Below are 22,514 nucleotides of genomic sequence, written 5' to 3'. Positions count from 1 at the left end.
ATCTAATCTGATAGATTTTCCGAAATACAGTCTACCATACATACCGGTCTTTTGGTAGCGCAAAGCAAAAGCCTTATTCATAACAATGTATGAATAAGGCTTTTCAGGTGTCTTTTCTACTTTAATATACGTGTAAGCATGATCATTCATGCCTATTTATTACTGAACTGGTACAAGAAGCTCTTGGCCTGGCATGATCAAGTTAGGGTTCTTCAGACCATTTGCCGTCGCAAGGTCTTCCCATTTCACACCATAGTTTTGAGCAATTTTCCATAACATGTCCCCAGCGCGTACCGTGTAGGTATTCATTGAAATTAGACCGTTTTTGATAAGCTCGCCTAGATTGAGAGCCTTCACGTTTTTCGTACGTCCGTCTTCACTCGTTGGAATGGTGATCTCGCCTTTTCGAACAAGATCAAAAACTTTTTCTTGCATATCTTTATTAAATGTCACACCTGTGATTTTCCAGTTCTCGTCCACAGTTGGTTCTAGGGTGCCATTTTTTTGTTCCACAGTGTACTTGATGATCAGGTCACGAATACGCCCCTTATCTTGCATGATCTCGTAAGAATCATAGTACTTGTCGTCCATTGTCACAAGTTCAAGCCCCATCAAAGTACCAAATCTGTAGTTATTTACAGCCAACTTGTAAACCTTGTCCATTTCAAGCGGTTTACCGTCAATCATAACATTTTGAACACGATTGCCACTGTCTTTTGTAATATCAATTTCATAAGTTAATCCAGAGAACATATCATAGTTATAGCCTCGCACTTCAGGATTAAATGAAACAGTCAGATCGCCATCTTCATATGTGTTATAATAACCAGCCGACCACTCCATATACGCCTTCAGGTTTTGACCTGTAATATTCACACCCACAAGGGTATTTGGATACTTATAAATGAAGGCAACATCTTTTTTCTTAAAATCGCCTTCTTTTAGGTTGGATCCGAAATTAAACAGAGCCGCTGATGAAACATCTGCCTCAGTATAGAACATTTGAACCTCATTGATTAGATCAATAACAGCAGTGTCTTCCAGTTGCGCTGTTGGCATTGTTTCAATTTCATCTTTACCTGTAATATAATCAGGGCGAGCAATGAAATCATCTGTGATTGTGCCTACAATCGTATTGGCATCAGCAACAGATTCTTCATGTACAAATGAGAAAGTGTCCATAATCTCTTGGTCTGGTTCCACTGACTTCGTCTCGATGTTTTCAACATTTACGGATGCCACTTCATAGGCATCTCCAGACTTTACCACTTCAATATCCGCAGTTGCAAGTGCCCAACCGTAGTTACCAGGTTCTATGATTTTGACGCCATTGATTTCATTCGTATACTTTGAATGGGCGTGACCCGCAAAGATCACATCAAATTCTGGATAAGCTTCAGCAATTTCCTCAACACCTTCAAAACCATGGTCTCCATCTGGACCGAGGTGGTAAGCGCCCACTAGAACATCATACTTGCCTTCTAGTTCAGCAACCACTTTTCCTGTTTCTTCAAGCGTGCCTGTAAACTCAAGCCCTGCAAAGTGGCTTGGTGCAGAAGCTTCCCATAGTGGAATGTTTGGAGGCAGCATGCCGACTACAGCCACACGAACACCATCGAATTCAAAGATTTTGTAAGCGTCCAGCCATCTTTCGTCAGTGCCTTCTTTATATGTATTTGCTGATAACACAGCGCTTTCAAAGGCTTCTATGTTACGTTCCAGAAATGATTTCTCGAAGTTGAACTCATGGTTGCCTATGGTCCAAACATCATAATCCATTTCATTCATGGCTTGAACCATTGGATGAACAGGAAGATCATTAAAGAGTTCTGCACTGTTATCCTGTACAGTATCGCCACAGTCCATTAGGATATTGTTCGGATTCGCATCACGTTCTGCTCGAATAAGTGTTTGAATCTTTGCAATACCTGCATCAGAATCCTCAGAATCCGTTGCGTAATCATGCGGATAAATACGTCCATGTAAATCTGAAGTCTGCATAACAGTAATTTTTACCGTTTCTTCAGATGCAAAACCAAATCCAAGCATCGAAGCAATCAGCAAAGTGACTACAGTCATCAAACAGACTTTTTTTGTAGATCCTTTCATATTTTCCTCCCCATAGTACTAAAGTTTGATAATAAGCCACTCACAAAAGCAAAGTTCACTTTTACATTGCTTTTCCAAATAGCCATAACCAGTAGAACAAGACCCTATTTTGATATTATCCTAAATATTGTTACAAAACAATAAATTTCGCAGTAAAATTGTATGAATATTGTTAATTTTGGCGCTTGGGAAATTATGGTTCTACATTCTCGCTATTACATAGATATTTTTTTGATTCTTATGCAAAGACTTCTATTAAAAAAACTGCATCAGTCCCGACCTATCTATATCAACAAATTAAATAGCCTATGAGGATTAAATCCCATAGGCTATTTTCATCATAAGCGCCTTATACTAGGCCTTATACTAGGCCTTATCCATAACAAGTATTTAGATTCCATTAAAATGGCTAATACGGGTAGTTTAAAATATGATCTAGATGGATCACATCCCCACTATACACTGGCACATTTTCATAAAGGGTGGTTGAATACCCTCCATAAATAAACTCAACAAGATAGTTGCCTTCATAGGCATTCAAACTATACTCACCATTTGAATCAGTATATGTTGTTCCTGCAAGGTATCCATTATAATAAATATTCACTTCAACACCAGAAACAAGTGTCCCTTCGTCTATTTCCACAACTGTGCCCATCAAAGTGCCCTCTACCACATTTCCAAGAGGAATGCCCTTAACGGTTGCAAACCCACGGCCACCCGACCCTGAATTGTGGGACCAAGTGGATGGATTGGAATCCACTACTGTGTAGGTGCCTGCTGGAATTTCCTGATAGGTGTACACATGCCAATCTGCATTTTGCACCCCGCCTTGCCCTGCTGTGCCTTCTGATTGCCATGGTCCATACATGGTGCCGTTAGAAGATTTCAATCCTATCGTACCCGCAGGTGTGTTGTTGTTATAGTAATGATAAGTATGCAAGTAAGTGATTATATATGGTGTATCGATTGTAAATGTCGTTGGTGCTGTTGGGGTATTGCTTACACCTGAAATATTTGTCACTTCCAGTATAATTTGCTCCCCGCCTGTGACAGCATCGTCTACCATGGTCACATCACCAGGGTCGTAATCATTACCACTATCACTTGTAGTGACAGCCCCGCCTCCAACAGAAATCACATCACTCATAGCAAGTGGCATATCCTGGCTGGCATCTTCAGTAAAGAGCCCAAGAATATATGATCCCGCTTCACTTGGCATGGTAAACGAATCAGATTGTCCTGTGATATTTCTTAAATAGTGATAAGAAATATCAGCCTCATCCCAATTGGTATTCCACCATGATGCATTGGGCTCGTATGGAAATAGACCTATCCAAGCTGAATTTCCAGAAGGCGGATTAGAATAGGAGAACGTTACGGATTCCCCCAGTCCTACAGATACCGACGATACGGAAATGGATGCTTGTGTAAAGCCTACATTAATCACCTGACTGCTTGCATGCGGCATATCAGCGCCACTGTCTTCAACGAAGAGCCCAATAATGTATTGTCCTTCCTCATAAGGCAGTGTAAATGTATCCGACATACCATCTATATTTCTTAAATAATGATAAGAAATATCAGCCTCGTCCCAATTGGTATTCCACCATGATGCATCGGGTTCATATGGAAAGAGACCTATCCAAGCTGAATCAGATCTTGGAGGATTTGTATAGGTAAATGTAAGGGTCTCACCCGGCTCTAGTGAACTTGAAGATAAACTGACACTAGACTCGGCAAACCGGACCTGAATAACAGCGCTTTTGGCAACTGGAATGTCATTAGAGTCATCTGCCGTAAAGACACCAATTATATAATCGCCTTCTTTATATGGAAGATTAAATGTTCCAGATCCATTTAAATTCCGAAAATAATGATATGAAATGTCTGCCGCATCCCAGTTCGTTCCCCACCACGAAGCATTGGGCTCATATGGGAAAATACCCACCCATGCGCTGTTTCCTGTTGGCGCGCCACTCACACTAAAAGTAACCTCTTGTCCTGGCTCTGGTCTTGTGTCCCCCACTGAAACACTAGGCGCTGCGTAAACAGGCGTTGCTAAACTAATCAATAAAAGCATCACAATAAAAACTGCCAAACTTCTTTGTCTGGTCATTGCACCCACTTCCTTTCAACATCAATCCCACTCAAAAACCACGCCATAAACCACTCCATCTAACACCTGTCAATCATATAAATATATACCCCTTATGGAATTTTAGACGCAAAAAGGATCTTACATCACCTGTAAGATCCTCCTAAGTTTTATTGAAACTATAATGGTTCAGCTGTATTTATTAAAGTTTTCTAAGCACGAATAACCATATTGCTTTTTTTCTCAAAGCCAATGCTCGATTCCGGACCATGACCCGGATAGACAATCGTATCGTCTGAGAGCTTATAAAGCTTCTTCTTAATGGACTGCATCAAAGCATTCTGGTCACCACCAGCTAAGTCTGTACGCCCCACAGAACGCAAGAAGAGGGTGTCTCCTGTAAATAGGTCCTCATGTACCTTTAGACATATGCTGCCCTTTGTATGGCCAGGCGTATGGATGACTTTTAAACGTATATTTCCAAATTGAACCTTGTCTCCGTCTTTTAGCAATCTATCAGCTTGTATGGCAATGCCACCGCCCATAGAACCAGACAAATTCAGTCTTGGATCTTCAAGCATTTCTTTATCATCTTCATGAATGGCCACTTCGGCGCCTGTTGCCTTAGCCAGATCTGCCAGTCCACCAATATGATCCATATGACCATGTGTCAACACAATAACATCAAGTGTCAAATCATGCGTTTTAAGCGCCTCCAATATTTTTTCATGATCACCACCTGGGTCTATCACACAAGCTTTTTTTGTTTCCGGGCAACCAAGAATATAGCAATTTGCCGCATAAATACCTAGCGGCAGTCTTAATTTTATCATCACTCGACCTCCTAAGAACTTAAAACATCTTTTTTATTAAAAGATGCTCATTATAAAGACTGATCTCATACCTTCAACAGATCTTTATATGTCAAATTTATATACGACTAAAATACGCGTTTGCTGTCCACCAGTAATGTTACAGGGCCATCATTCATAATGTCAACCATCATGTGTGCTTGGAACTGTCCGGTTTCAACCTTGATGCCTTTTTCCGATGCTAGGGCAACAAAGTCTTCATATAGCCCATTGGCTTGGTCAGGTCGAGCCGCATTTGAAAAGCTTGGTCTTCTACCCTTACGACAGTCTCCCATGAGGGTAAACTGCGACACAGCCAAAAGATCGCCTTCAATATCTAGAAGGGATTCATTCATCTTGCCCTCTTCGTCTTCAAATATGCGCAAATTGCATATTTTATCAACCAGCCATTTGACGTCATCAATGCCATCATCATGTTCTACACCCAGTAGGACCATAAGCCCCTTGCCTATTTCTCCAACCGTGTTTTCATCCACAGTTACGCTCGATCTAGTCACTCTTTGTACAACCGCTCGCATTTTATGCCCCCTTACTCAATGACAACCGTCCACTCGAAAGCAAACGGTTGTTTAAGATTTGATTTAATTTACGATATAATACGCTTTACATCAATAACACCAGACATGTTCTTAATTTTTGAAATAAGTTTGTTCAGTTCATCCTGGTTAGAAACTTCCACGGTCAGATTAATAACCGCTATTTCATTCTTTGTCAATTTTGCATTGACACCAGTCACCATCATAGCTGTATCCGTGATAAGCTGAGTCACTTCGGAAAGAAGACCCTTTCTATCTGGAGCGATAATCTGAACTTCTGTTGCATATGTCGTAGGTTTCTCCTGATCCCACTGCACTTCAATAAAACGATTTTTTGAGTCATCGGTTTTTTCGAAGTTGGTACAGTCAGATCTGTGGATCGTCACCCCACGCCCCCTCGTCACGTAGCCAATAATATCATCGCCAGGCACGGGGTTACAACAACGACCAAATCGAATAGGGACATTATCAATACCTTTAACGATAACGCCTTGGGTGCTTTTCTGACGTCTTGCCCGTTCTTCATGATCCTTAGGCTTTGAAACAATCTCTGTGATTTCCTGGTCTTTGTCTTCGTTATTTTTTTGCTTTTCAACATTCTTATATTGTTCTCTAAGCTTTGGTATAACCTGACTTAATAAAATACCACCGTAACCAAGTGCCGCGTACAAATCATCTAAATCCTTCATAGACAAACGCTTTAACATTGGCTCGACCCATTCGGTACGCATTAAGTCTTTCCAAGCATATCCATTACGCCTGATTTCTTTTTCAAGCATATCTCGGCCATTGGTAATATTTTCTTCCCTGCGCTCTTTCTTAAACCAATGCTTGATTTTATTCTTGGCTTGTGTGAACTTGGCAAACTTTAACCAGTCTCTTGATGGTCCATTTGAAGACTTTGAAGTCAAGATCTCAACAATCTGGCCCGTTTTCAACTGAAAATTAAGGGGTACAATTCGGTTGTTGACCTTGGCTCCAACACATTTGTTGCCAACTTCAGAGTGAATTTTATAAGCAAAATCAACAGGTGTCGATCCCACAGGCAATTCAAAAACTTGACCTTTTGGAGTAAAGACATAGACCTGGTTGTTAAACAAATCAATCTTAAGCGACTGAATAAATTCCTCTGGCGTTTCTAAGTCTCTTTGCCATTCCATCATCTGTCGAAGCCAGTTGAGTTTTTCATCCATTTGACCAGCTGCAGCCGCTTGGAAGGAAGATTTCCCCTCTTTATATTTCCAGTGCGCCGCAATACCATACTCAGCAACACGGTGCATTTCTAAGGTTCTAATCTGAATTTCAAAGGGTTCCCCACCATCGCCTATGACAGTGGTATGAAGGGACTGGTACATATTTTGCTTTGGCATGGCAATATAATCTTTGAAACGTCCCGGAATCGGTTTCCACTTTGTATGAACAACACCTAAAGCACCGTAACATTCTTTTATGTTTTCCACAAGAACACGAATGGCAGTCAAATCATAAATTTCATCAAATTCTTTCTGCTGATGCTTCATTTTCTTGTATATGCTATAGAAGTTTTTCGGACGCCCATAGATTTCACATTCAATGCCGACTTCATCTAAGCTGTCATGAAGTTCACTTATTACTGTATTAATAATTTCTTCACGTTCAGCTCGTTTTTTATCAACTTTACTAACCAGTTCATAATATCCTTGAGGATCCAGATATAATAAGGCCAAATCTTCAAGTTCCCACTTCATTTTGGAAATACCCAAACGATGAGCTATCGGAGCGTATATCTCCAGTGATTCCTCTGCCTTCTCCCGCTTCTTATGGTCTGCCATGTACTTAAGCGTTCTCATATTATGAACACGGTCGGCAAGTTTAATAAGTATTACCCTAATGTCCTGCGCCATTGCTAGGAACATTTTTCTCAAGTTTTCCACTTGAGCTTCTTGCTTCGATTCGTAGTGGATCTTGCTCAGCTTTGTAACGCCGTCTACCAGTAGAGACACCTCAGGACCAAATTCCCTTTCAATATCTTCTAAAGTGTATTCCGTATCTTCGACAACGTCATGAAGGAGTCCAGAAATAATCGTTGTTGAATCCATCTCCAATTCTGCAAGTATAATAGACACTTCCATTGGATGAATAAAATACGGTTCTCCAGACTTTCTATATTGACCTCTGTGCGCATTTTCAGCATAGTGAAATGCCTTAATAATGGGCGCAAGATCTATATTGGGCAAGTGCTGCTCCAGTCGAAGCATATATGATTCGAGATTCATATCATCACCTGTTTCATCATGTCAGACTTTTTTCCAGATAGACCCAGCATGGGTTAACAGGTCGAACGCCTTATTTCTTGTAACTATTTCGAAACCTGTTTTTCTGAATTATTCTTATTATATACCAAATTGATATTCCTCTCAATGAAAGATGCAAAGACAAACGTTTTCATAATATTCTGTTTTCTTGTATTCAAAAAAACTATCAGGCTTTTAACCTGATAGTTTCGGTGTCATCTTATTATTCATCATAGTGAATTAAGCTGAAAATGCTCGTTTCACCAAGTGCTTTGCGACCATTCAAGAAATCAAGTTCCATAAGGAAAACAGCCCCCACAACTTGACCACCCATTTGTTCGATCAACTCTTTCACAGCACCAACCGTACCGCCTGTTGCAAGGAGGTCATCTGCAATAAGAACCTTAGAACCTTTTTGAATGGCATCTGCATGAATTTCCAAAGTGTCTGAGCCATACTCTAGCTCATAAGAATACTTAACAGTTTCATAAGGAAGCTTGCCTGGTTTTCTTACAGGCACGAAAGACTTCTTCATGGCAGTCGCCATTGGCGCCCCTACAAGAAATCCTCTTGCTTCAGGTCCAACAATAATGTCAAAATCAACATCTTTAACGAAGTCAACCATTTGATCCACTGCATATGCATATGCTTCTCCATCCTGAAGCAGTGTTGTTACATCTTTAAAACTAATTCCTTCGATTGGGAAATTTTCCACAACGCGAATTTTGGACTTTAAATCCATTTTGTAAACCTCCCCGTTCACCATACGTTCAAATGAGAGGCTATCTTGTCCCATTCAAGCCTCCGACCTTGTTATTTTACCAAATATCTTTAATGAATAAAAGAAACATTTTCATTTGTTTTTCATTTTATATCCGTACTTAGAGTCAATACTCAATTTGCATGACTTCCCTGTAAGACATTCGGCGATAATCTTGAAGTCTTTTAAAAAGGGGGGCTTCAAAAATATCAATTTTTTCTTTAGGCTTTGGACGCATTTTAGCTTCAAAGCTATGTCCGGACATAGAAAAATCTATGAGATTCAGGTCTTTTAATATCAGCCCAGACATGACCATTATGCCAGTTTTTATCCCCATTTTTCTAGACGTTTCACTTATAGACCCCGATAGAGCCCCGTCTTTCATGAGCATCTTATAAAAGGCAACAAGATCTTCTCGTTCAGGTATAATTTCAGCTTTGACACGTTCCGTATTGTCAATCAAATCATGGGCTCTAAAGCAGTATACTTGATCATAAGCCTTCATAACGCGCTCCAGTTCAAGAGGATGGACAAGGACATCAAAATCTGAAGGCACTTTGATTTCATTAAAATGAATCTTGTATTTATAGTCCACCCTGTCATGGTACAAACGTATGAAATCATACATATCCGCCGAGGATTCTATTACAACCAAGGTTTTTCTAGAGGCCTCCAGGTCTTTAAAGCCTTCCAGCTTGACCTTGCTTTGCTCTAAACCTTGTTTTGCAATATATTCAAAATAAATGGCTGCTGATACGTCATACTGGCTTCGCAGAGCCTTATACGATGGAGCGTAAGCTGTATACTTGCGAATGTCTTTTATCATAAGCTGAATGGTTTCAACACCTCTGAAGCTGTTTCTATCCAGGCCAGCCACCATATTCACCTTATCTTTAGATTGCACATAGCCGTATTTATCGTCACAGCCAAAACACAGGCTGTCAAACACACGATTTTGATCATGCACAATCATTTTTAAATGATTTTTATCCTTGCCAATCATCATAACCTTGTCAACTTGAAGGTCTTCAATAACAAACTGAGGTTTGGGATTGGATAGTCCAAAAGGCTGGAGCAAGTCCAATTCATCTAGTAATTTATAGGAAATGTCACGCCCAAGTATATGTCCATCCACCTTAAGCACAGGGATGAGATCACGCTCTGTTAAAAGCTTCTGAGCATAATCATTCACACGTTTAGTAAAGGCGGTCACATTTTCTTCGGGCATGGACACGCCTGCTGCTTGTTCATGTCCTCCAAATTTGCTAAATAGGTCTTTACATGCACTCATAGCATCGAAAATACTAAACTTGCCCACACTTCGGGCTGATCCCTTTGCAAGGCCATCCTCAATGTTGAGAATAATGGTTGGTCTATAGTACTTCTCAGCGATACGTGAAGCCACAATGCCTATAATACCAGTATGCCAGTTATGTCCCTTAACAACGATAACCAGTTCCTTGTCTATATCCACATTTTTTTCAATATAGACTATGGCTTCTTCCAGTATATCCTTTTCGATGGCTTGTCTTTTTTCATTAAGCGCGTTAAGCTCCTGGGCAAGTTCGTAAGCCCTGGTCTGATCACCTGTTGTTAAGAGTTCCACGCCCAGGTGTGGACTTCCAATTCGACCAGCTGCGTTAATTCTTGGTGCCAAGGTAAAACCTATGTGTCCTGTATTTAAATCCTTGCCTTCAACCCCGGCAACTTCTATGAGGGCCTTTAGTCCAAGATTTGACGTTTCATTTAATTTTTCTAGACCAAACTTCGTTATGATTCTATTTTCATCTGCAATGGGTGCCACATCTGCCACCGTTCCAAGCGCAGCAATATCAATAATTTCATCAATAAATCCGTAAAATTCTTCTCCCATCAGCCCTTGAACGAGTTTAAAGGCAATGCCCACCCCAGCCAGCATATCAAATGGATACTGGCAAATTTCCTGCTTAGGGTTGATGACTGCATAGCAGTCGGGAATTTCCGACTGACACTCATGGTGGTCCGTGATGATGACATCCAAGCCAATGGTTTTAGCCACCTGAGCTTCATGAACTGAAGTGATGCCACAGTCTACTGTAATCAAGAGATCTGTTCCATCTTCTGCAATTTTTAAGATGGCATCTTCGTTGACACCATATCCCTCTTCCAGTCTATTGGGAATATAAAACTGTACCGGATACTCGATATGCTGAAAGTACTTCATGAGAATAGATATTGACGTGATGCCATCGACATCATAGTCGCCATAAATAACAATTTTTTCATGAAGATCCATAGCCTTTTTTATTCGTTTCACGGATTTTTCCATACCCTCAAGCAAAAAGGGATCATATAGATCCCTCACTGTTGAATATAGAAATTTTTTAGCATCCACTGGGTCGCTTATACCTCTAGATGCAAGAATTTGTGCAATCAAAGGGCTTATGCCTAAGTTTTCTGCTAAGTCAGATGCGTCGTTTGATGCTGTTCGACTGCTCCAAATCTTTTCAAATATATTCAATTAAATCACCTTTTGTCTTACTCTTATTTTCCATGTATTCATGTGCCATATTAAACACAAGAAATATTATGCCTTGTTTGTTTTTGACTCGTTCTCAGCTTTATTTCCAGACTGGGAAGAGGCGTCCTCTTTACTAGCTTGCGTATTTTGAGATGAACCCGATGGGCCATCCGCCTGAGACAATTTTGTGATAATAGTTGCTTTTTCCTTGATGTCTTTTTCAAGTTGCGCCACTTTCTTTTCCAACTCTTTAATTTTTCGGGCACTCTTGAACTTTCCAACAACATCTATTAGATAAATTATCACAGCGCCAATGGCAACTGATACGAGAATCACAAGTGCTAGCGATGACTCAAATGTAGCAAATCCAAAACTAACGGGAACCGCCGTTCCATTAAGTAATGCAAAAATAGCTATTAAAATTGCCATAACCAGTGATAAGATAAATGTTGCTTTCATATGTCCGCCTCCTTATTTTGTCAAAGGTTTTTTCCCCGACTATTATTAATTATACCAGAAAATCTTTGTGTCACACCTAATAAAGTTTAAGAAATTATAAATGCCTCTTTCAAAAATATGAGCCATAATAAAAAAGTCCACTTAAATGACACATTTGCATGTGATATTAAGTGGACCTTACTAAATTTTTGATTCTAACCTTTATACAACTTGGTCCTGCTTCTAATTCATCCTCTGATTAGACAATAAACCGATTGGTTTCTTCTTCTAAATTCTCTGCAATTCGGTGCAGTTCTTCTAGAGATGCCCCAATTTCTTCAAATATAGCCACTTGGCTTTCGACATTTTCACTTATTTCCCTAGATGATGTAGCATTGCGCGTTGTTGTATGCGCCACTTCGTCCATGGCTGTCGCTATTTGACCGCTCATTGTGGTCTGATGCTTTGTCAATTCAGTGATATGGTCAATCCGGTCTTCCATATTTCGAACCTTTTCAATAATGCCCTTAAAGGCTTCATTGGCATCCTTAGTCATTTCAACACTTTTATCAATTTGAACCGCTTCGCTTTGGATGCTGTCCTTTGTTTTGCTAACCATGTGCCTAATCATGCCTACTAAATTGGAAATTTGCTCTGTTGATTTGCCACTTTCTTCTGCAAGTTTTCGAACCTCTTCTGCAACAACAGCAAATCCACGACCGTGTTCCCCTGCCCTAGCAGCCTCAATACTTGCATTGAGGGCCAAAAGGTTTGTTTGTTCCGATATGCCTGAAATTAGACCTACAATAGACTCAATTTCATTGGAATATGACTCAAGTTTGCTGATTTCATCTGTGACTTCTTTTGAATTCTCCTTGACTTGATTGACCGCTATAGACACAGCATCAAGCCCTTTAGAACCAACCTCAACCGCTTCTGTTACTTCACCTGCGCCCGATAGAAGAATCTCTGCATCTTCTCCGACATCGGATGCACTGGCTGCCAGTTCTTGAACGGATGCCGAAACCTGTTCGACAATACTTGAATTTTGCTCAATTTCACCTGTAATGCTCTGAACTTCTTGTGAAATGCTTTCAATATTTCTGTTGGCTTCTGAAACAGCTTTGTTCAGTTCATTAGAAGATGCAGCAACATGCTCTGCACTATCTTTAACTCGAACAACAATATCCCTAATTTTGAGTATGAATAGATTGATATTCTTACGAAGACTGCCCATTTCGTTTTTACTTTCACTCATTCGAACGGTTAAGTCCCCTTCGCCCTTCGAAAGTTCTGCCACCACAGTGTTTGTATTCCTAATAGGCTTGAGAACAAGTGCTGGTATGGCCAGTCCAATAATTATTGAAATACCAATCACAAGAATGACTGAAATTTTAATTTTATTCTGAAGGTCCATAGCCTCTTCAGTCACACTCTCACTGATTTCACGATTGCTTACTTCTAAAATTCCAATTAGATGCATTGAAGATGAATTATACTCCCCTAATTTTCCTTCTGTGCCAACCCTGCCAATCACTTCATCCATTTCAGATACCGCTCTGAATTTGTCTTCATAGGATTTCAAATCTGCAATAAGTTTGCTTTTTAGGTTTGCATCCATCTCAGTGTTTTCGATTATTTCATAAAAAACTGCAATATTTGAAGCAAATTTTTCAATATAGCTTGCATCATTTCTTAAGAAATAGTCTTTTTCATTTCTACGAAGTTGTAGCATAGCAACTTCCATTTCACCGTTATCTTCAAGGGCATTTAGGTCTTCTTCCACATGATGAATACTTTCTCTGAGTTCACCGATTAGGCCAAAATCCTTAAATCCCTTTTGCTTGTATAGATCAACAAGATCAAGAAATTCAGAGTGATTCTCATCAAGCAGCTGTCTGGCTTCATCAATTGCTTCTTGGTCTAATATCTTCATGGTGCCATTCATGGCTTCCACACTGTCGAGTAGACCGCTGGCCTTTTCATAATTTCTTTTAAATTGATCTAAGTTCTGACTGGAATTTACCTCATAAAAGTCAGGATTGATTAGGTCATATAAAAGAAAATCTTTTTCGGCACGCCTCATATCAAGCGCCGTTTTCATCAATGCTTCATTTTCCTGTATGAGTGGTACTGAATTCTTCGCAAGTCCACTGATACCATTAAATGAAATGAATCCTAAATATCCAATTAGGATAACCATGAATACGATCCCCAAAAGTAAGACAGTTCGTATTCTTAAATTGTTTATAAATTTCATCCCTTACCTCCTCGTTTACTATTATACTACGAAAGTCCCGAGTCTGTCAGATTAAGATATACATAATTCTAAAGTTGTCTAACGTTTCGGTAACAAAAGATCTAATCATTCGCTTATACACATTATTTATACCCAATTGTACAAAAATGATTAAATAAGATTCTCAAGTAAAAGATGAGTGTATAACATTTTTCTATATATCACATTGTAGAAAATAAACATAAAAATTCCGGACGTCTATGTGCGTAGCATAGTCGTCCGGAATTTTTTAAAGTATTGAACACTTTTTTATCTCACATTAAACCTGTTCTTTAACAGGGTAAGATCTGTTCTTGTTTTTCTGTGCTGTTTTTAGAAGCACCCATACTGGACTTGCCACAAATATTGACGAGTATGTTCCTACAAGGACACCCGCCATAAGTGGGAAAGCAAATTCCTTAATCGACTCTACACCAAGAGCATATAAGGATCCAATAACAAGAAGCGTTGTTAATGATGTGTTAATTGAACGCGTAATTGTCTGTTTAAGACTTGTGTTTGCAATTTCAACAAATGAAGCTTTCTCCATACGTTTTACGTTTTCTCTAACACGGTCAAATACAACAATAGTATCATTTATTGAGTAACCAACAATAGTAAGAACTGCCGCAATAAAAGATGAATTCACAGGCACTCTAAAGATTGCGTAAATACTAAGAAGAACGAGCACGTCGTGCATAAGTGCCACGATAGATGACACACCATAGATCATTTCAAATCGGAAAATGATGTATACAAACATGCCCACTGAAGCCAATATAACCGCAATAAGAGCTCTATTTTGAATCTCATCACCAATGGCAGGTCCAAACTGCTCCGCCCCTATAAAGGCTTCATCTTCAAGACCGTATGCCGACTGTATTTTATTAAATATTTCTACCCTTTCAGAGTTTGCCAGAGAGGATTTTGTCTTAATAATAACTTCTGTTTTCTCCGCACCGGCATGAATAATATCTGCATCCAGATTAAACTCTTCGATAACAGCTTGCATTTCTTTCACTTCTACAGTTTGACCCATATTGATCTGCATCATTGTGCCACCTGTAAAATCTATGCCCAGGTTAAGCCCCATAAACATAGCAGCGCTCACACCAGCAATGATCACCGCAAGAGAAATGGCAAACCAGATTTTATAATTTTGAGCTATTTTCATCTGCATTACCCCCTTGCTCCAAACATTTTTTTGTTGTTAAAGGCTTTTAGTGCTATGGATGAACGAAGCATTGACTTAGTAACAACCACCGCTGTGATCATACTGATAACAATACCTATCATTAGAGTGACAGCAAAACCTTTAATCGGGCCTTCTCCAAAGTAGAATAAAACAACAGCCGCTATAAGGGTTGTGATGTTTGCATCTATAATGGTTTTAAGCGCCCTAGAGAAACCTGAATCAATTGACGCCCTAAGCGTCTTTCCGTTGCCAATCTCTTCTTTAATTCTTTCAAAGATAATGACATTGGCATCTACGGCCATACCCACAGATAACACAATACCTGCGACACCTGGCAGGGTCAGAGTTGCACTAAATCCAATCATTGTGAAAAGAAGTAGGCAAGCATACAATAGCAGGGCCATTGATGCCACAAAACCAGGCACACGGTAATAGACAATCATAAATAGTATAACAAGTCCAAAACCGATCTGAGCTGCATTTAGAGCTGAATCCAGGGCATTCTTACCCAGTGTTGGACCTATAAGAGAACTTTGTACTTCTTTAAGTTCTACAGGTAGGGCCCCGCCTCGAATAAGAGCAGCTAGATTCGCTGCACCTTCCTGTGTGAAACTGCCGTTTATTACAGCCTCACCATTAGGAATCTGCTGATTGGCATAAGGGGCTGATATAACCTCATCATCAAGAAGGATGGCAATTTGGCCACCATGCGCTCCCATTTGAGAGGCTTTAAGTGTGGCATCTCTGAATAAATCCTTACCATCACCGTTCATTTTTAACATAACAGTATGTCCGTACTGGTCAGAATAGCCGTAGCTTGCATCCTTAACAAGTTCGCCAGTGAATAGGTCTTCTCCAGTGAACATATCTCTTGTCATACCGCTTGATGCTTGGTTCTCAGCATCAACTAAAACGAATCGAAGTTGAGCTGTCTTGCCAATAGAATCCACAGCTTCCTGGATGTCTTTAACCCCAGGCAGTTCAATTCTGATACGTTTGTCTCCTTGTTTCGTGATTAATGGCTCTGTCAGGCCCAGCTCGTTCACACGTTTGCTGATGACACTGATCGACTGATCCATAATCTTTGCTAGATCATTTCCCGTTGCTTCTGTTTGCGCCTCGTAAACCACGACTACGCCACCTTCAATATCAAGCCCCAATTTAATAGAGTCTTCAACTGAATCCACTCTAAAAGAGCCGATTGTCAGTCCATTAAAGGCCAACAGAATGCACCCCACAATAACCGCTGTGAGGATTAAAAACACACTAAAGCTGTTGCGCTTCATAATTTTCACCCCGTCATTTTATTTGTGTTTTTCAGCAAGGTCCACATATCTTGTGGCATGGTGTATGCGTTTCTCAATTTCTTCTTCACCAAGTTCTCGCACGACCTTTGCAGGTGATCCAACTGCCAATGAATTGCTTGGAATCTTCTTTCCCGGAGGCACTAATGCACCTGCTCCAAGAATAACATTTTCTCCGATTTCCGCGCCATCCAGGACAATTGCACCCATTCCAATCAAAGTATTGTCACCAATTGTACATGCATGCACAATAGCCCCATGTCCAATTGTCACATTCTCGCCGATTATAGTGGGAAAACCCCCACTGTCCACGTGAACCACCGAATTGTCTTGAATATTTGTATTCTTTCCAACGCGTACATAATTTACGTCACCGCGAATGACCGTGCCGTACCATACATTCACATTTTCGCCTAGAACCACATCTCCAATGACCATTGCCGTTTCAGCAACAAAACAAGAGTCATCAATTTTCGGTGCAATACCTTGAAAGTCTTTAATCATGCTTATTCCTCCATCGTCGTTTTCGCTTGAATGTACAGTGAACATTCAAGACGTTTCTTTTCCATTTCACAACCTAAGCTGTAAGGCTGGTTAATGTCGTTGTTGAAGTTATAAGCGTTGGCGTGACATCCACCAGAGCAGTAAAACTTCGCCCAGCATTCTTTACAGTCAGGTTTATTGTAAACATGAGCATTTTTGAACGAATTGTTCATGGTCATATCCATCTCTTCCGTGAGGACACTTCCCATTTTAAAATCCTCGTCGCCAACAAATTGATGACATGGGTATATGTCACCTTCTGGCGTGACTGCAATGTATTCTGCGCCTGCTCCGCAACCGGATAGACGTTTAACAATACATGGGCCCTGACTCAAGTCTACCATAAAGTGGAAGAAGTTGAAGCCTTCATTTTTCTTTCCACGCTTTATGAGTTCTTCAGCCAGCTCGTCATATTGCTCGAAAATCTTTTCAAGATCTTCATCTCTTAGTGCATAATCATGCTTGGACTCTGCTACAACCGGCTCCACAGAAACATGCTCAAATCCTTGATCTGCCATGTGGAGAACGTCCTTTGCAAAGTCTGTATTAAAACGGGTAAACGTGCCACGAATGTAATATGACTTGTCTCCACGTTTTTTAACCATTTCCTTAAACTTAGGCATGATCACATCGTATGTGCCTCCGCCAGATATTGTGTAGCGCATAACATCATTGATTTCTGGACGACCGTCTAGACTCAGAACAACATTGTGCATTTCCTTGTTAATGTAGTCCATGTTCTCATCATTTAAAAGGACTCCATTTGTTGTCATAGTGAAACGGAAAAGTTTATTATATGTCTTTTCAAGTTCACGACCATACTCTACAAGTTGCTTACACACTTCAAAGTTCATAAGCGGTTCACCACCGAAGAAATCCACTTCCAAATTTCGTCGATTCCCTGAGTTCTTTGCTAAGAATTCAAGAGCCTTCTTACCAGTTTCAAGAGACATCAAACTTCTGTCTCCCTCAAAATCTCCCTGAGAAGCAAAGCAGTACTTACATCTAATATTGCAGTCATGGGCAACATGAAGACACATGGCTTTTATAACAGGCTTTCGTGCCTTAAACTCCAAATTGTGAATATACTTATCTTCACAGTATATTTGCTCAGCACGAATAAGCTCATCAATTTCACCGATGGCATCCTCTATGGCTTGTGCCTTATGCTTTTCCTTAAGAGCTTCAACAACCTGAGACGCTTCCAATTTTGGATAATGGTCTAGAATGTCATAAACAAGCTCGTCGACAACATGAACGGCACCACTGTTAACATCTACAACAATATACAAGCCGCCCTGTTTAAACTTATGAATCATTATTACCTCCAGCGCATAACCTACGCCATAATTCTATCATTTCAAGACTTAATTGTCTTAATATCCATTGTCTTTATAATAAGTCAATTGGAGAATACACAAAAAAGGCGAGCTTATCGCTCTGCCATTAAAACACAATAAAATGAGAACAATCAAATGACCAGCCACGTACGCTCCGTGCACGTGAGCTGGTCTTTTTAGTACGCAATAGAAATTGGAAATTCCTATTTATATTACAAGTTGGAGCAGGGCTCCAAGTCTATGTAAAACTTATTTGTTTTCGCATTCCTGGTTTGCTACCGTACAAGAAGTTTTACATGCAGACTGACATGATGTTTGGCATTCGCCACATCCGCCGTGTGATGCAGATTCCTTTAAAGTTCCAGCATTAAGCGTCTTAATGTGTTTCATTGCTTTCCCTCCTCTCGTAAATACATACCAATTATAGCACAGCTAGAACACTCTGACCAGTTAATAAATATCTTACATTCCAGGCCCATAGCCTTCTTGATAAGTAGAAAGGGCAACAACGGAAATTCCCGTTGTTACCCTTTTATCCATCGAATAATGAACTTAGTCATTAATGACACTGTTTACGCCGAATTTCTTGAATGTAAGTTCTCCAGCACCAGAGTCAATAACTATTTGCTCGTCAGAAACACGAACAACTTTACCCACTAATCCACCAATTGTCACCACAGTGTCTCCGACTTTTACGCTGTCACGCATTGCCTGAAGCTCTTTCGCTCTCTTTTGCTGAGGACGAATAAGCAGGAAGTAAAAAATCCCGAAGATCGCTGCAATGTAAACTAGAGAAAACGCCATATATATAGCCTCCTTTAACCTTCACTAGATAACATATTCTACTTTTCTTCTTAAAATCCTTTTTATTTATAAATTCTTTTAAAGATTTTATGAATTACTAAACAATTTAAGGGTCTGTTCATAATATTGCGAACAGACCCTGCAAATAATTAAGGTATAGGTTTAAACAATAAACTTACTGATTTCACTGTTTAGAGAGTCAGCCAAATGATTTAGTTCTTCAGCTGCTCTGGCCACTTCGTCTACAGCGTTAGACTGCTGGTCTACAGAGGCACTAACTTCCTCAGTTGATGCCGCCGTTTCTTCCGAAACCGCTGAAATATTTTCAATGGCTGAAACGATAAGGTCCTTGTCATTCGTCATTTCAGTTACAAAGCTTGATGTTTCACGGATCTTATCTGTGATGGCGTCAATGAGTTTAGAAATCTGATCAAAGGAAGTATTCACACCTTCAACCGCCGTTGTTTGTCTTTCTGCAATATCACCTACATCAGACATAATGAGCTGAGCTTTCTTATTTTCATCCATGATTTCGCCAACAATTTTGCGAATTTCTTCAGCCGCTTCATTGGATCCCTCAGCGAGCTTTCGAATTTCGTCTGCAACGACCGCAAAGCCTCTACCGTGTTCACCAGCCCTTGCAGCTTCAATAGATGCATTTAGTGCAAGTAAATTGGTCTGTTCTGCAATAGAACTAATGGTTTCGACAAATACACCAATATTACTTGATTTCTCCGTCAAGGCTGTTATAGCTTCCCCAACCTTGGTTGTTGACGTATTGCTTTCTTCTGTTTTTTCCATGAGTTCTGCAACACTCTTAAGGCCTTCAGCACTGGAAGAAATGGCTTCTTCGGCTGAATGTCCCATTTCAGAAGTGCCTTCTGAAAGTTGATTAAACTTCTGATCAAGACCAAATACAAGTTGGGCGCCTTTTTCAGCTTCACCAGCTTGATCAGATGCCCCTTTGGCAATTTCATCAACAGTTTTTGAGACTTCTGTGGAAAGAGCACTTGTCTGCTGAGATGTTGCCGCTAAGTCTGTTGCTGAAAGCGAAACACTTTTAGCCACTTCTTTTGCACTTGCAACAAGTTCTCGAACCTGTTCCACCATCATATTGAAATTGTCTGCAAGCACACCCACTTCATCTTTTGTAGTGATATTGACTTTAACTGTGAAGTCTCCATTTTTCACTTTTTCCATTTCATTTCCTATAACAATGATTGGGTTAACAATGGATTTAGCAAAAAACTGATTGACAAGGCCAGCAACCACTAGGGTTATAAGGCCTATGAAAATAATGGCTCTAAGGATAACAAATGATTTAGCCTGTACTTCATCAATTGGCAGACTGGCTGCAATTGGCCATCCTATTTCATCAACATAATCAACGGCTGCAAACTTCTTTTGGCCATTAAAGACATATTCAATGATTCCTCTTCCACCTGATTGAATATAAGCTTCTAGTTCAGGTACCGCTGACGGTTCACCGATTTTCTCAGGATCCGGGTGAATCATCAAATTGTAATTGTTATCAAATATAAACGGATAGCCTGTTTCACCAATTTTTATACTTGTGATTTGTTCAGACAGGCCCGCTAGAGACAAGTCAATGGCGAGAACACCAACAAATTTGTCTCGACTGTCATAGACTGGCATAGCAGCGGAAATAATCATATCACCCGTAAAAGCATCCACGTAAGGATCTGTCCAAATAGCTTCTCCCGCCTCTATAGCCTGTTGATACCATGGTCTTACCGTCGGATCATAGCCCTCTGGCAGTTCCGTTTCAGGCCATATGAAGAAATCTTTACGTTCTGTCCCCATATAAATGTTCATGACGTCTGGATACTGCTCAATGTAGTCCTTGTAGGTGCTCATCATGTCATTTTGCGCATTAAACTTAGAATAAACGTTTTCAACGTTGTCACTTGCCCCCATCATACGAACGGATGCCAAGTGCATGTCAAAATACTCTTTTACCTGCTCTGAAATTAATCGGAGCACCGACTCTGCATTGTTGTTGAGTTCTGTTTCAAGCATGCTGGCCGATTGGATATAGGACCCAGCCCCAATCGATCCAATTGCCAATACGAGTACCACTGTGAATAATAAAATCAATTTCCCACGTATACCTAACTTCATAATCATTCCCCCTCACTGGATTTCATACTTTATATACCCAATATTTTACCATTCTCCCATAGTTTCGACTATATTCGACATTCTTTTTTTCTAAATTTTCTGCATCTTTAATGTCTAAGTCACGAAAAAACCGCCTAAAACTTATAACTTAAGTCCTAGACGGTCAATATTTTTCATTTATTCCTATTTATGCACATAAAATTTTACAGTTCATATCCATACTTTTCGAAAAACTCTTTTCTAAAATCAAGAAGTCTATCTTCCATAATAGCTTCACGCACCTGCTCCATAAGCTTAATCAAGAAATGAATATTGTGGTAGGTGAAGAGTCTTGATGATAAGATTTCATTAGACTTAAAGAGGTGTCTCAAATAAGCCTTTGAATAATTTTTACATGTATAGCAGTCGCACTCAGGATCAAGTGGTGTGAAATCTCTTGTATGCTTGGCATTTTTAATGGCAATACGCCCTTGAGATGTCATAGCTGTACCATTTCTGGCAACTCTAGTGGGAAGGACGCAGTCAAACATATCGACGCCTCTAATAACCCCTTCAATAAGACAATCAGGGCTACCAACGCCCATTAGGTATCTAGGCTTGTCCTTTGGCATGTAAGGTGTGGTATACTCAAGCACTTCATACATAAGTGGCTTTGGTTCACCGACACTCAGACCTCCGATGGCATAGCCCGGTAAATCATATTGGGTGATTTCCTCAATACTCTGACGACGCAAGTCCTCATACATGCCCCCCTGAATGATTCCAAAAAGAGCTTGATTTTCTGTATTGGTGTGGGCTTCAACACATCGTCCCAACCAACGCGTTGTTCTTTCAAGAGAATTTTTCACATAGTTCCAGTCCGCTGGATATGGCGCACACTCATCAAAGGCCATCATAATATCCGAGCCTAGAGCTGTCTGTATTTCTACAGCTTTTTCTGGACTGATAAAGTGTTTTGAACCATCAATGTGTGATCTGAACTCAACACCCTCTTCTGAAATTTTCCGAAGGTCTCCCAAACTAAAAACTTGAAAACCACCGCTATCCGTTAAGATAGCACCATCCCAGTTCATGAATTTGTGCAAGCCACCGGCCTCTTTAATCAAATCATGACCCGGACGCATGAATAAATGGTAGGTATTGCTTAGAATAATACCCGCACCGATCTCTTTAATTTCTTCTGGTGTCATTGACTTAACTGTTGCTTGGGTGCCAACAGGCATAAAAACTGGTGTGTCAATGGTTCCGTGTGGCGTATGAAGACGACCCAGTCTCGCACCACTCTGCTTACAGGTTTTAATTAGTTCATAAGTTACAGCCAT

Annotated in this window: 17 protein-coding genes; all 17 read right to left on the bottom strand. The window is 40.1% G+C overall.

The genetic code is table 11. From position 1 onward, the window contains the following. Positions 1 to 159: 159 nt before the first annotated feature. Entirely contained in the window at positions 160 to 2,109 is a 1,950-nt protein-coding gene (locus ACQ4KW_RS09540) for a 5'-nucleotidase C-terminal domain-containing protein (protein ID WP_430886300.1), read from the bottom strand. Positions 2,110 to 2,518: 409 nt separating this feature from the next. Next, complete coding sequence (locus ACQ4KW_RS09535; RefSeq protein ID WP_430886299.1) at positions 2,519 to 4,228, bottom strand: carboxypeptidase regulatory-like domain-containing protein; 1,710 nt, start codon at positions 4,226 to 4,228, stop codon at positions 2,519 to 2,521. 191 nt (positions 4,229 to 4,419) lie between these two features. Then, the gene (locus tag ACQ4KW_RS09530; protein ID WP_430886298.1) at positions 4,420 to 5,040 is read right to left on the bottom strand and encodes an MBL fold metallo-hydrolase; all 621 of its coding nucleotides are present in this window, start codon (positions 5,038 to 5,040) and stop codon (positions 4,420 to 4,422) included. A gap of 107 nt (positions 5,041 to 5,147) precedes the next feature. Next, the gene (gene dtd, locus ACQ4KW_RS09525; RefSeq protein ID WP_430886297.1) at positions 5,148 to 5,597 is read right to left on the bottom strand and encodes a D-aminoacyl-tRNA deacylase; all 450 of its coding nucleotides are present in this window, start codon (positions 5,595 to 5,597) and stop codon (positions 5,148 to 5,150) included. A 68-nt stretch (positions 5,598 to 5,665) separates the two neighbouring features. After that, complete coding sequence (locus ACQ4KW_RS09520) at positions 5,666 to 7,870, bottom strand: RelA/SpoT family protein (protein WP_430886296.1); 2,205 nt, start codon at positions 7,868 to 7,870, stop codon at positions 5,666 to 5,668. Positions 7,871 to 8,111: 241 nt separating this feature from the next. Next, positions 8,112 to 8,630, bottom strand: a complete 519-nt coding sequence (locus ACQ4KW_RS09515; RefSeq protein ID WP_430886295.1) for an adenine phosphoribosyltransferase — start codon at positions 8,628 to 8,630, stop codon at positions 8,112 to 8,114. A 145-nt stretch (positions 8,631 to 8,775) separates the two neighbouring features. Further along, complete coding sequence (recJ, locus tag ACQ4KW_RS09510; protein WP_430886294.1) at positions 8,776 to 11,148, bottom strand: single-stranded-DNA-specific exonuclease RecJ; 2,373 nt, start codon at positions 11,146 to 11,148, stop codon at positions 8,776 to 8,778. A gap of 66 nt (positions 11,149 to 11,214) precedes the next feature. After that, positions 11,215 to 11,607: a LapA family protein gene (locus tag ACQ4KW_RS09505; RefSeq protein WP_430886293.1), complete on the bottom strand. Its 393-nt coding sequence runs from the start codon at positions 11,605 to 11,607 to the stop codon at positions 11,215 to 11,217. Positions 11,608 to 11,845: 238 nt separating this feature from the next. Further along, the gene (locus tag ACQ4KW_RS09500; protein WP_430886292.1) at positions 11,846 to 13,846 is read right to left on the bottom strand and encodes a methyl-accepting chemotaxis protein; all 2,001 of its coding nucleotides are present in this window, start codon (positions 13,844 to 13,846) and stop codon (positions 11,846 to 11,848) included. A gap of 298 nt (positions 13,847 to 14,144) precedes the next feature. Further along, positions 14,145 to 15,038, bottom strand: coding sequence for a protein translocase subunit SecF (gene secF, locus ACQ4KW_RS09495; RefSeq protein ID WP_430886291.1), 894 nt, complete (start codon positions 15,036 to 15,038; stop codon positions 14,145 to 14,147). Between the two features lie 5 nt (positions 15,039 to 15,043). Next, the gene (gene secD, locus ACQ4KW_RS09490; RefSeq protein WP_430886290.1) at positions 15,044 to 16,345 is read right to left on the bottom strand and encodes a protein translocase subunit SecD; all 1,302 of its coding nucleotides are present in this window, start codon (positions 16,343 to 16,345) and stop codon (positions 15,044 to 15,046) included. A gap of 18 nt (positions 16,346 to 16,363) precedes the next feature. Next, entirely contained in the window at positions 16,364 to 16,867 is a 504-nt protein-coding gene (locus ACQ4KW_RS09485) for a gamma carbonic anhydrase family protein (protein ID WP_430886289.1), read from the bottom strand. 2 nt (positions 16,868 to 16,869) lie between these two features. Continuing rightward, positions 16,870 to 18,225 (bottom strand): thioether cross-link-forming SCIFF peptide maturase, encoded by a 1,356-nt coding sequence (scfB, locus tag ACQ4KW_RS09480; RefSeq protein WP_430886288.1) that lies wholly within the window; start codon positions 18,223 to 18,225, stop codon positions 16,870 to 16,872. A gap of 270 nt (positions 18,226 to 18,495) precedes the next feature. Next, positions 18,496 to 18,636: a six-cysteine ranthipeptide SCIFF gene (gene scfA / locus ACQ4KW_RS09475; protein ID WP_430886287.1), complete on the bottom strand. Its 141-nt coding sequence runs from the start codon at positions 18,634 to 18,636 to the stop codon at positions 18,496 to 18,498. 162 nt (positions 18,637 to 18,798) lie between these two features. After that, positions 18,799 to 19,050, bottom strand: a complete 252-nt coding sequence (gene yajC / locus ACQ4KW_RS09470) for a preprotein translocase subunit YajC (RefSeq protein WP_430886286.1) — start codon at positions 19,048 to 19,050, stop codon at positions 18,799 to 18,801. A gap of 162 nt (positions 19,051 to 19,212) precedes the next feature. After that, positions 19,213 to 21,192 carry a methyl-accepting chemotaxis protein gene (locus ACQ4KW_RS09465; RefSeq protein WP_430886285.1) on the bottom strand — a complete coding sequence of 660 codons (1,980 nt, stop codon included), beginning with the start codon at positions 21,190 to 21,192 and terminating at the stop codon, positions 19,213 to 19,215. A 203-nt stretch (positions 21,193 to 21,395) separates the two neighbouring features. After that, on the bottom strand, positions 21,396 to 22,514 hold the full coding sequence (tgt, locus tag ACQ4KW_RS09460) for a tRNA guanosine(34) transglycosylase Tgt (protein ID WP_430886284.1): 1,119 nt from the start codon (positions 22,512 to 22,514) through the stop codon (positions 21,396 to 21,398).

This window comes from Tianxiuia mixotrophica (assembly GCF_050596425.1).
In the GTDB taxonomy this organism is placed as follows: Bacteria; Bacillota; Clostridia; order Peptostreptococcales; family Acidaminobacteraceae.
The sequence above is the reverse complement of the archived record's forward strand: the minus strand, read 5'-3'. Positions and strand labels throughout refer to the sequence as shown.

What these genes read in the sequence shown, in the direction of transcription:
- ACQ4KW_RS09540 (WP_430886300.1), bottom strand. Translation starts at nt 2,109, where the DNA reads ATGAAAGGATCTACAAAAAAAGTCTGTTTGATGACTGTAGTCACTTTG.
- ACQ4KW_RS09535 (WP_430886299.1), bottom strand. Translation starts at nt 4,228, where the DNA reads ATGACCAGACAAAGAAGTTTGGCAGTTTTTATTGTGATGCTTTTATTG.
- ACQ4KW_RS09530 (WP_430886298.1), bottom strand. Translation starts at nt 5,040, where the DNA reads ATGATAAAATTAAGACTGCCGCTAGGTATTTATGCGGCAAATTGCTAT.
- dtd (WP_430886297.1), bottom strand. Translation starts at nt 5,597, where the DNA reads ATGCGAGCGGTTGTACAAAGAGTGACTAGATCGAGCGTAACTGTGGAT.
- ACQ4KW_RS09520 (WP_430886296.1), bottom strand. Translation starts at nt 7,870, where the DNA reads ATGAATCTCGAATCATATATGCTTCGACTGGAGCAGCACTTGCCCAAT.
- ACQ4KW_RS09515 (WP_430886295.1), bottom strand. Translation starts at nt 8,630, where the DNA reads ATGGATTTAAAGTCCAAAATTCGCGTTGTGGAAAATTTCCCAATCGAA.
- ACQ4KW_RS09505 (WP_430886293.1), bottom strand. Translation starts at nt 11,607, where the DNA reads ATGAAAGCAACATTTATCTTATCACTGGTTATGGCAATTTTAATAGCT.
- ACQ4KW_RS09500 (WP_430886292.1), bottom strand. Translation starts at nt 13,846, where the DNA reads ATGAAATTTATAAACAATTTAAGAATACGAACTGTCTTACTTTTGGGG.
- secF (WP_430886291.1), bottom strand. Translation starts at nt 15,038, where the DNA reads ATGAAAATAGCTCAAAATTATAAAATCTGGTTTGCCATTTCTCTTGCG.
- secD (WP_430886290.1), bottom strand. Translation starts at nt 16,345, where the DNA reads ATGAAGCGCAACAGCTTTAGTGTGTTTTTAATCCTCACAGCGGTTATT.
- ACQ4KW_RS09485 (WP_430886289.1), bottom strand. Translation starts at nt 16,867, where the DNA reads ATGATTAAAGACTTTCAAGGTATTGCACCGAAAATTGATGACTCTTGT.
- scfB (WP_430886288.1), bottom strand. Translation starts at nt 18,225, where the DNA reads ATGATTCATAAGTTTAAACAGGGCGGCTTGTATATTGTTGTAGATGTT.
- scfA (WP_430886287.1), bottom strand. Translation starts at nt 18,636, where the DNA reads ATGAAACACATTAAGACGCTTAATGCTGGAACTTTAAAGGAATCTGCA.
- yajC (WP_430886286.1), bottom strand. Translation starts at nt 19,050, where the DNA reads ATGGCGTTTTCTCTAGTTTACATTGCAGCGATCTTCGGGATTTTTTAC.
- ACQ4KW_RS09465 (WP_430886285.1), bottom strand. Translation starts at nt 21,192, where the DNA reads ATGAAGTTAGGTATACGTGGGAAATTGATTTTATTATTCACAGTGGTA.
- tgt (WP_430886284.1), bottom strand. Translation starts at nt 22,514, where the DNA reads ATGGCTGTAACTTATGAACTAATTAAAACCTGTAAGCAGAGTGGTGCG.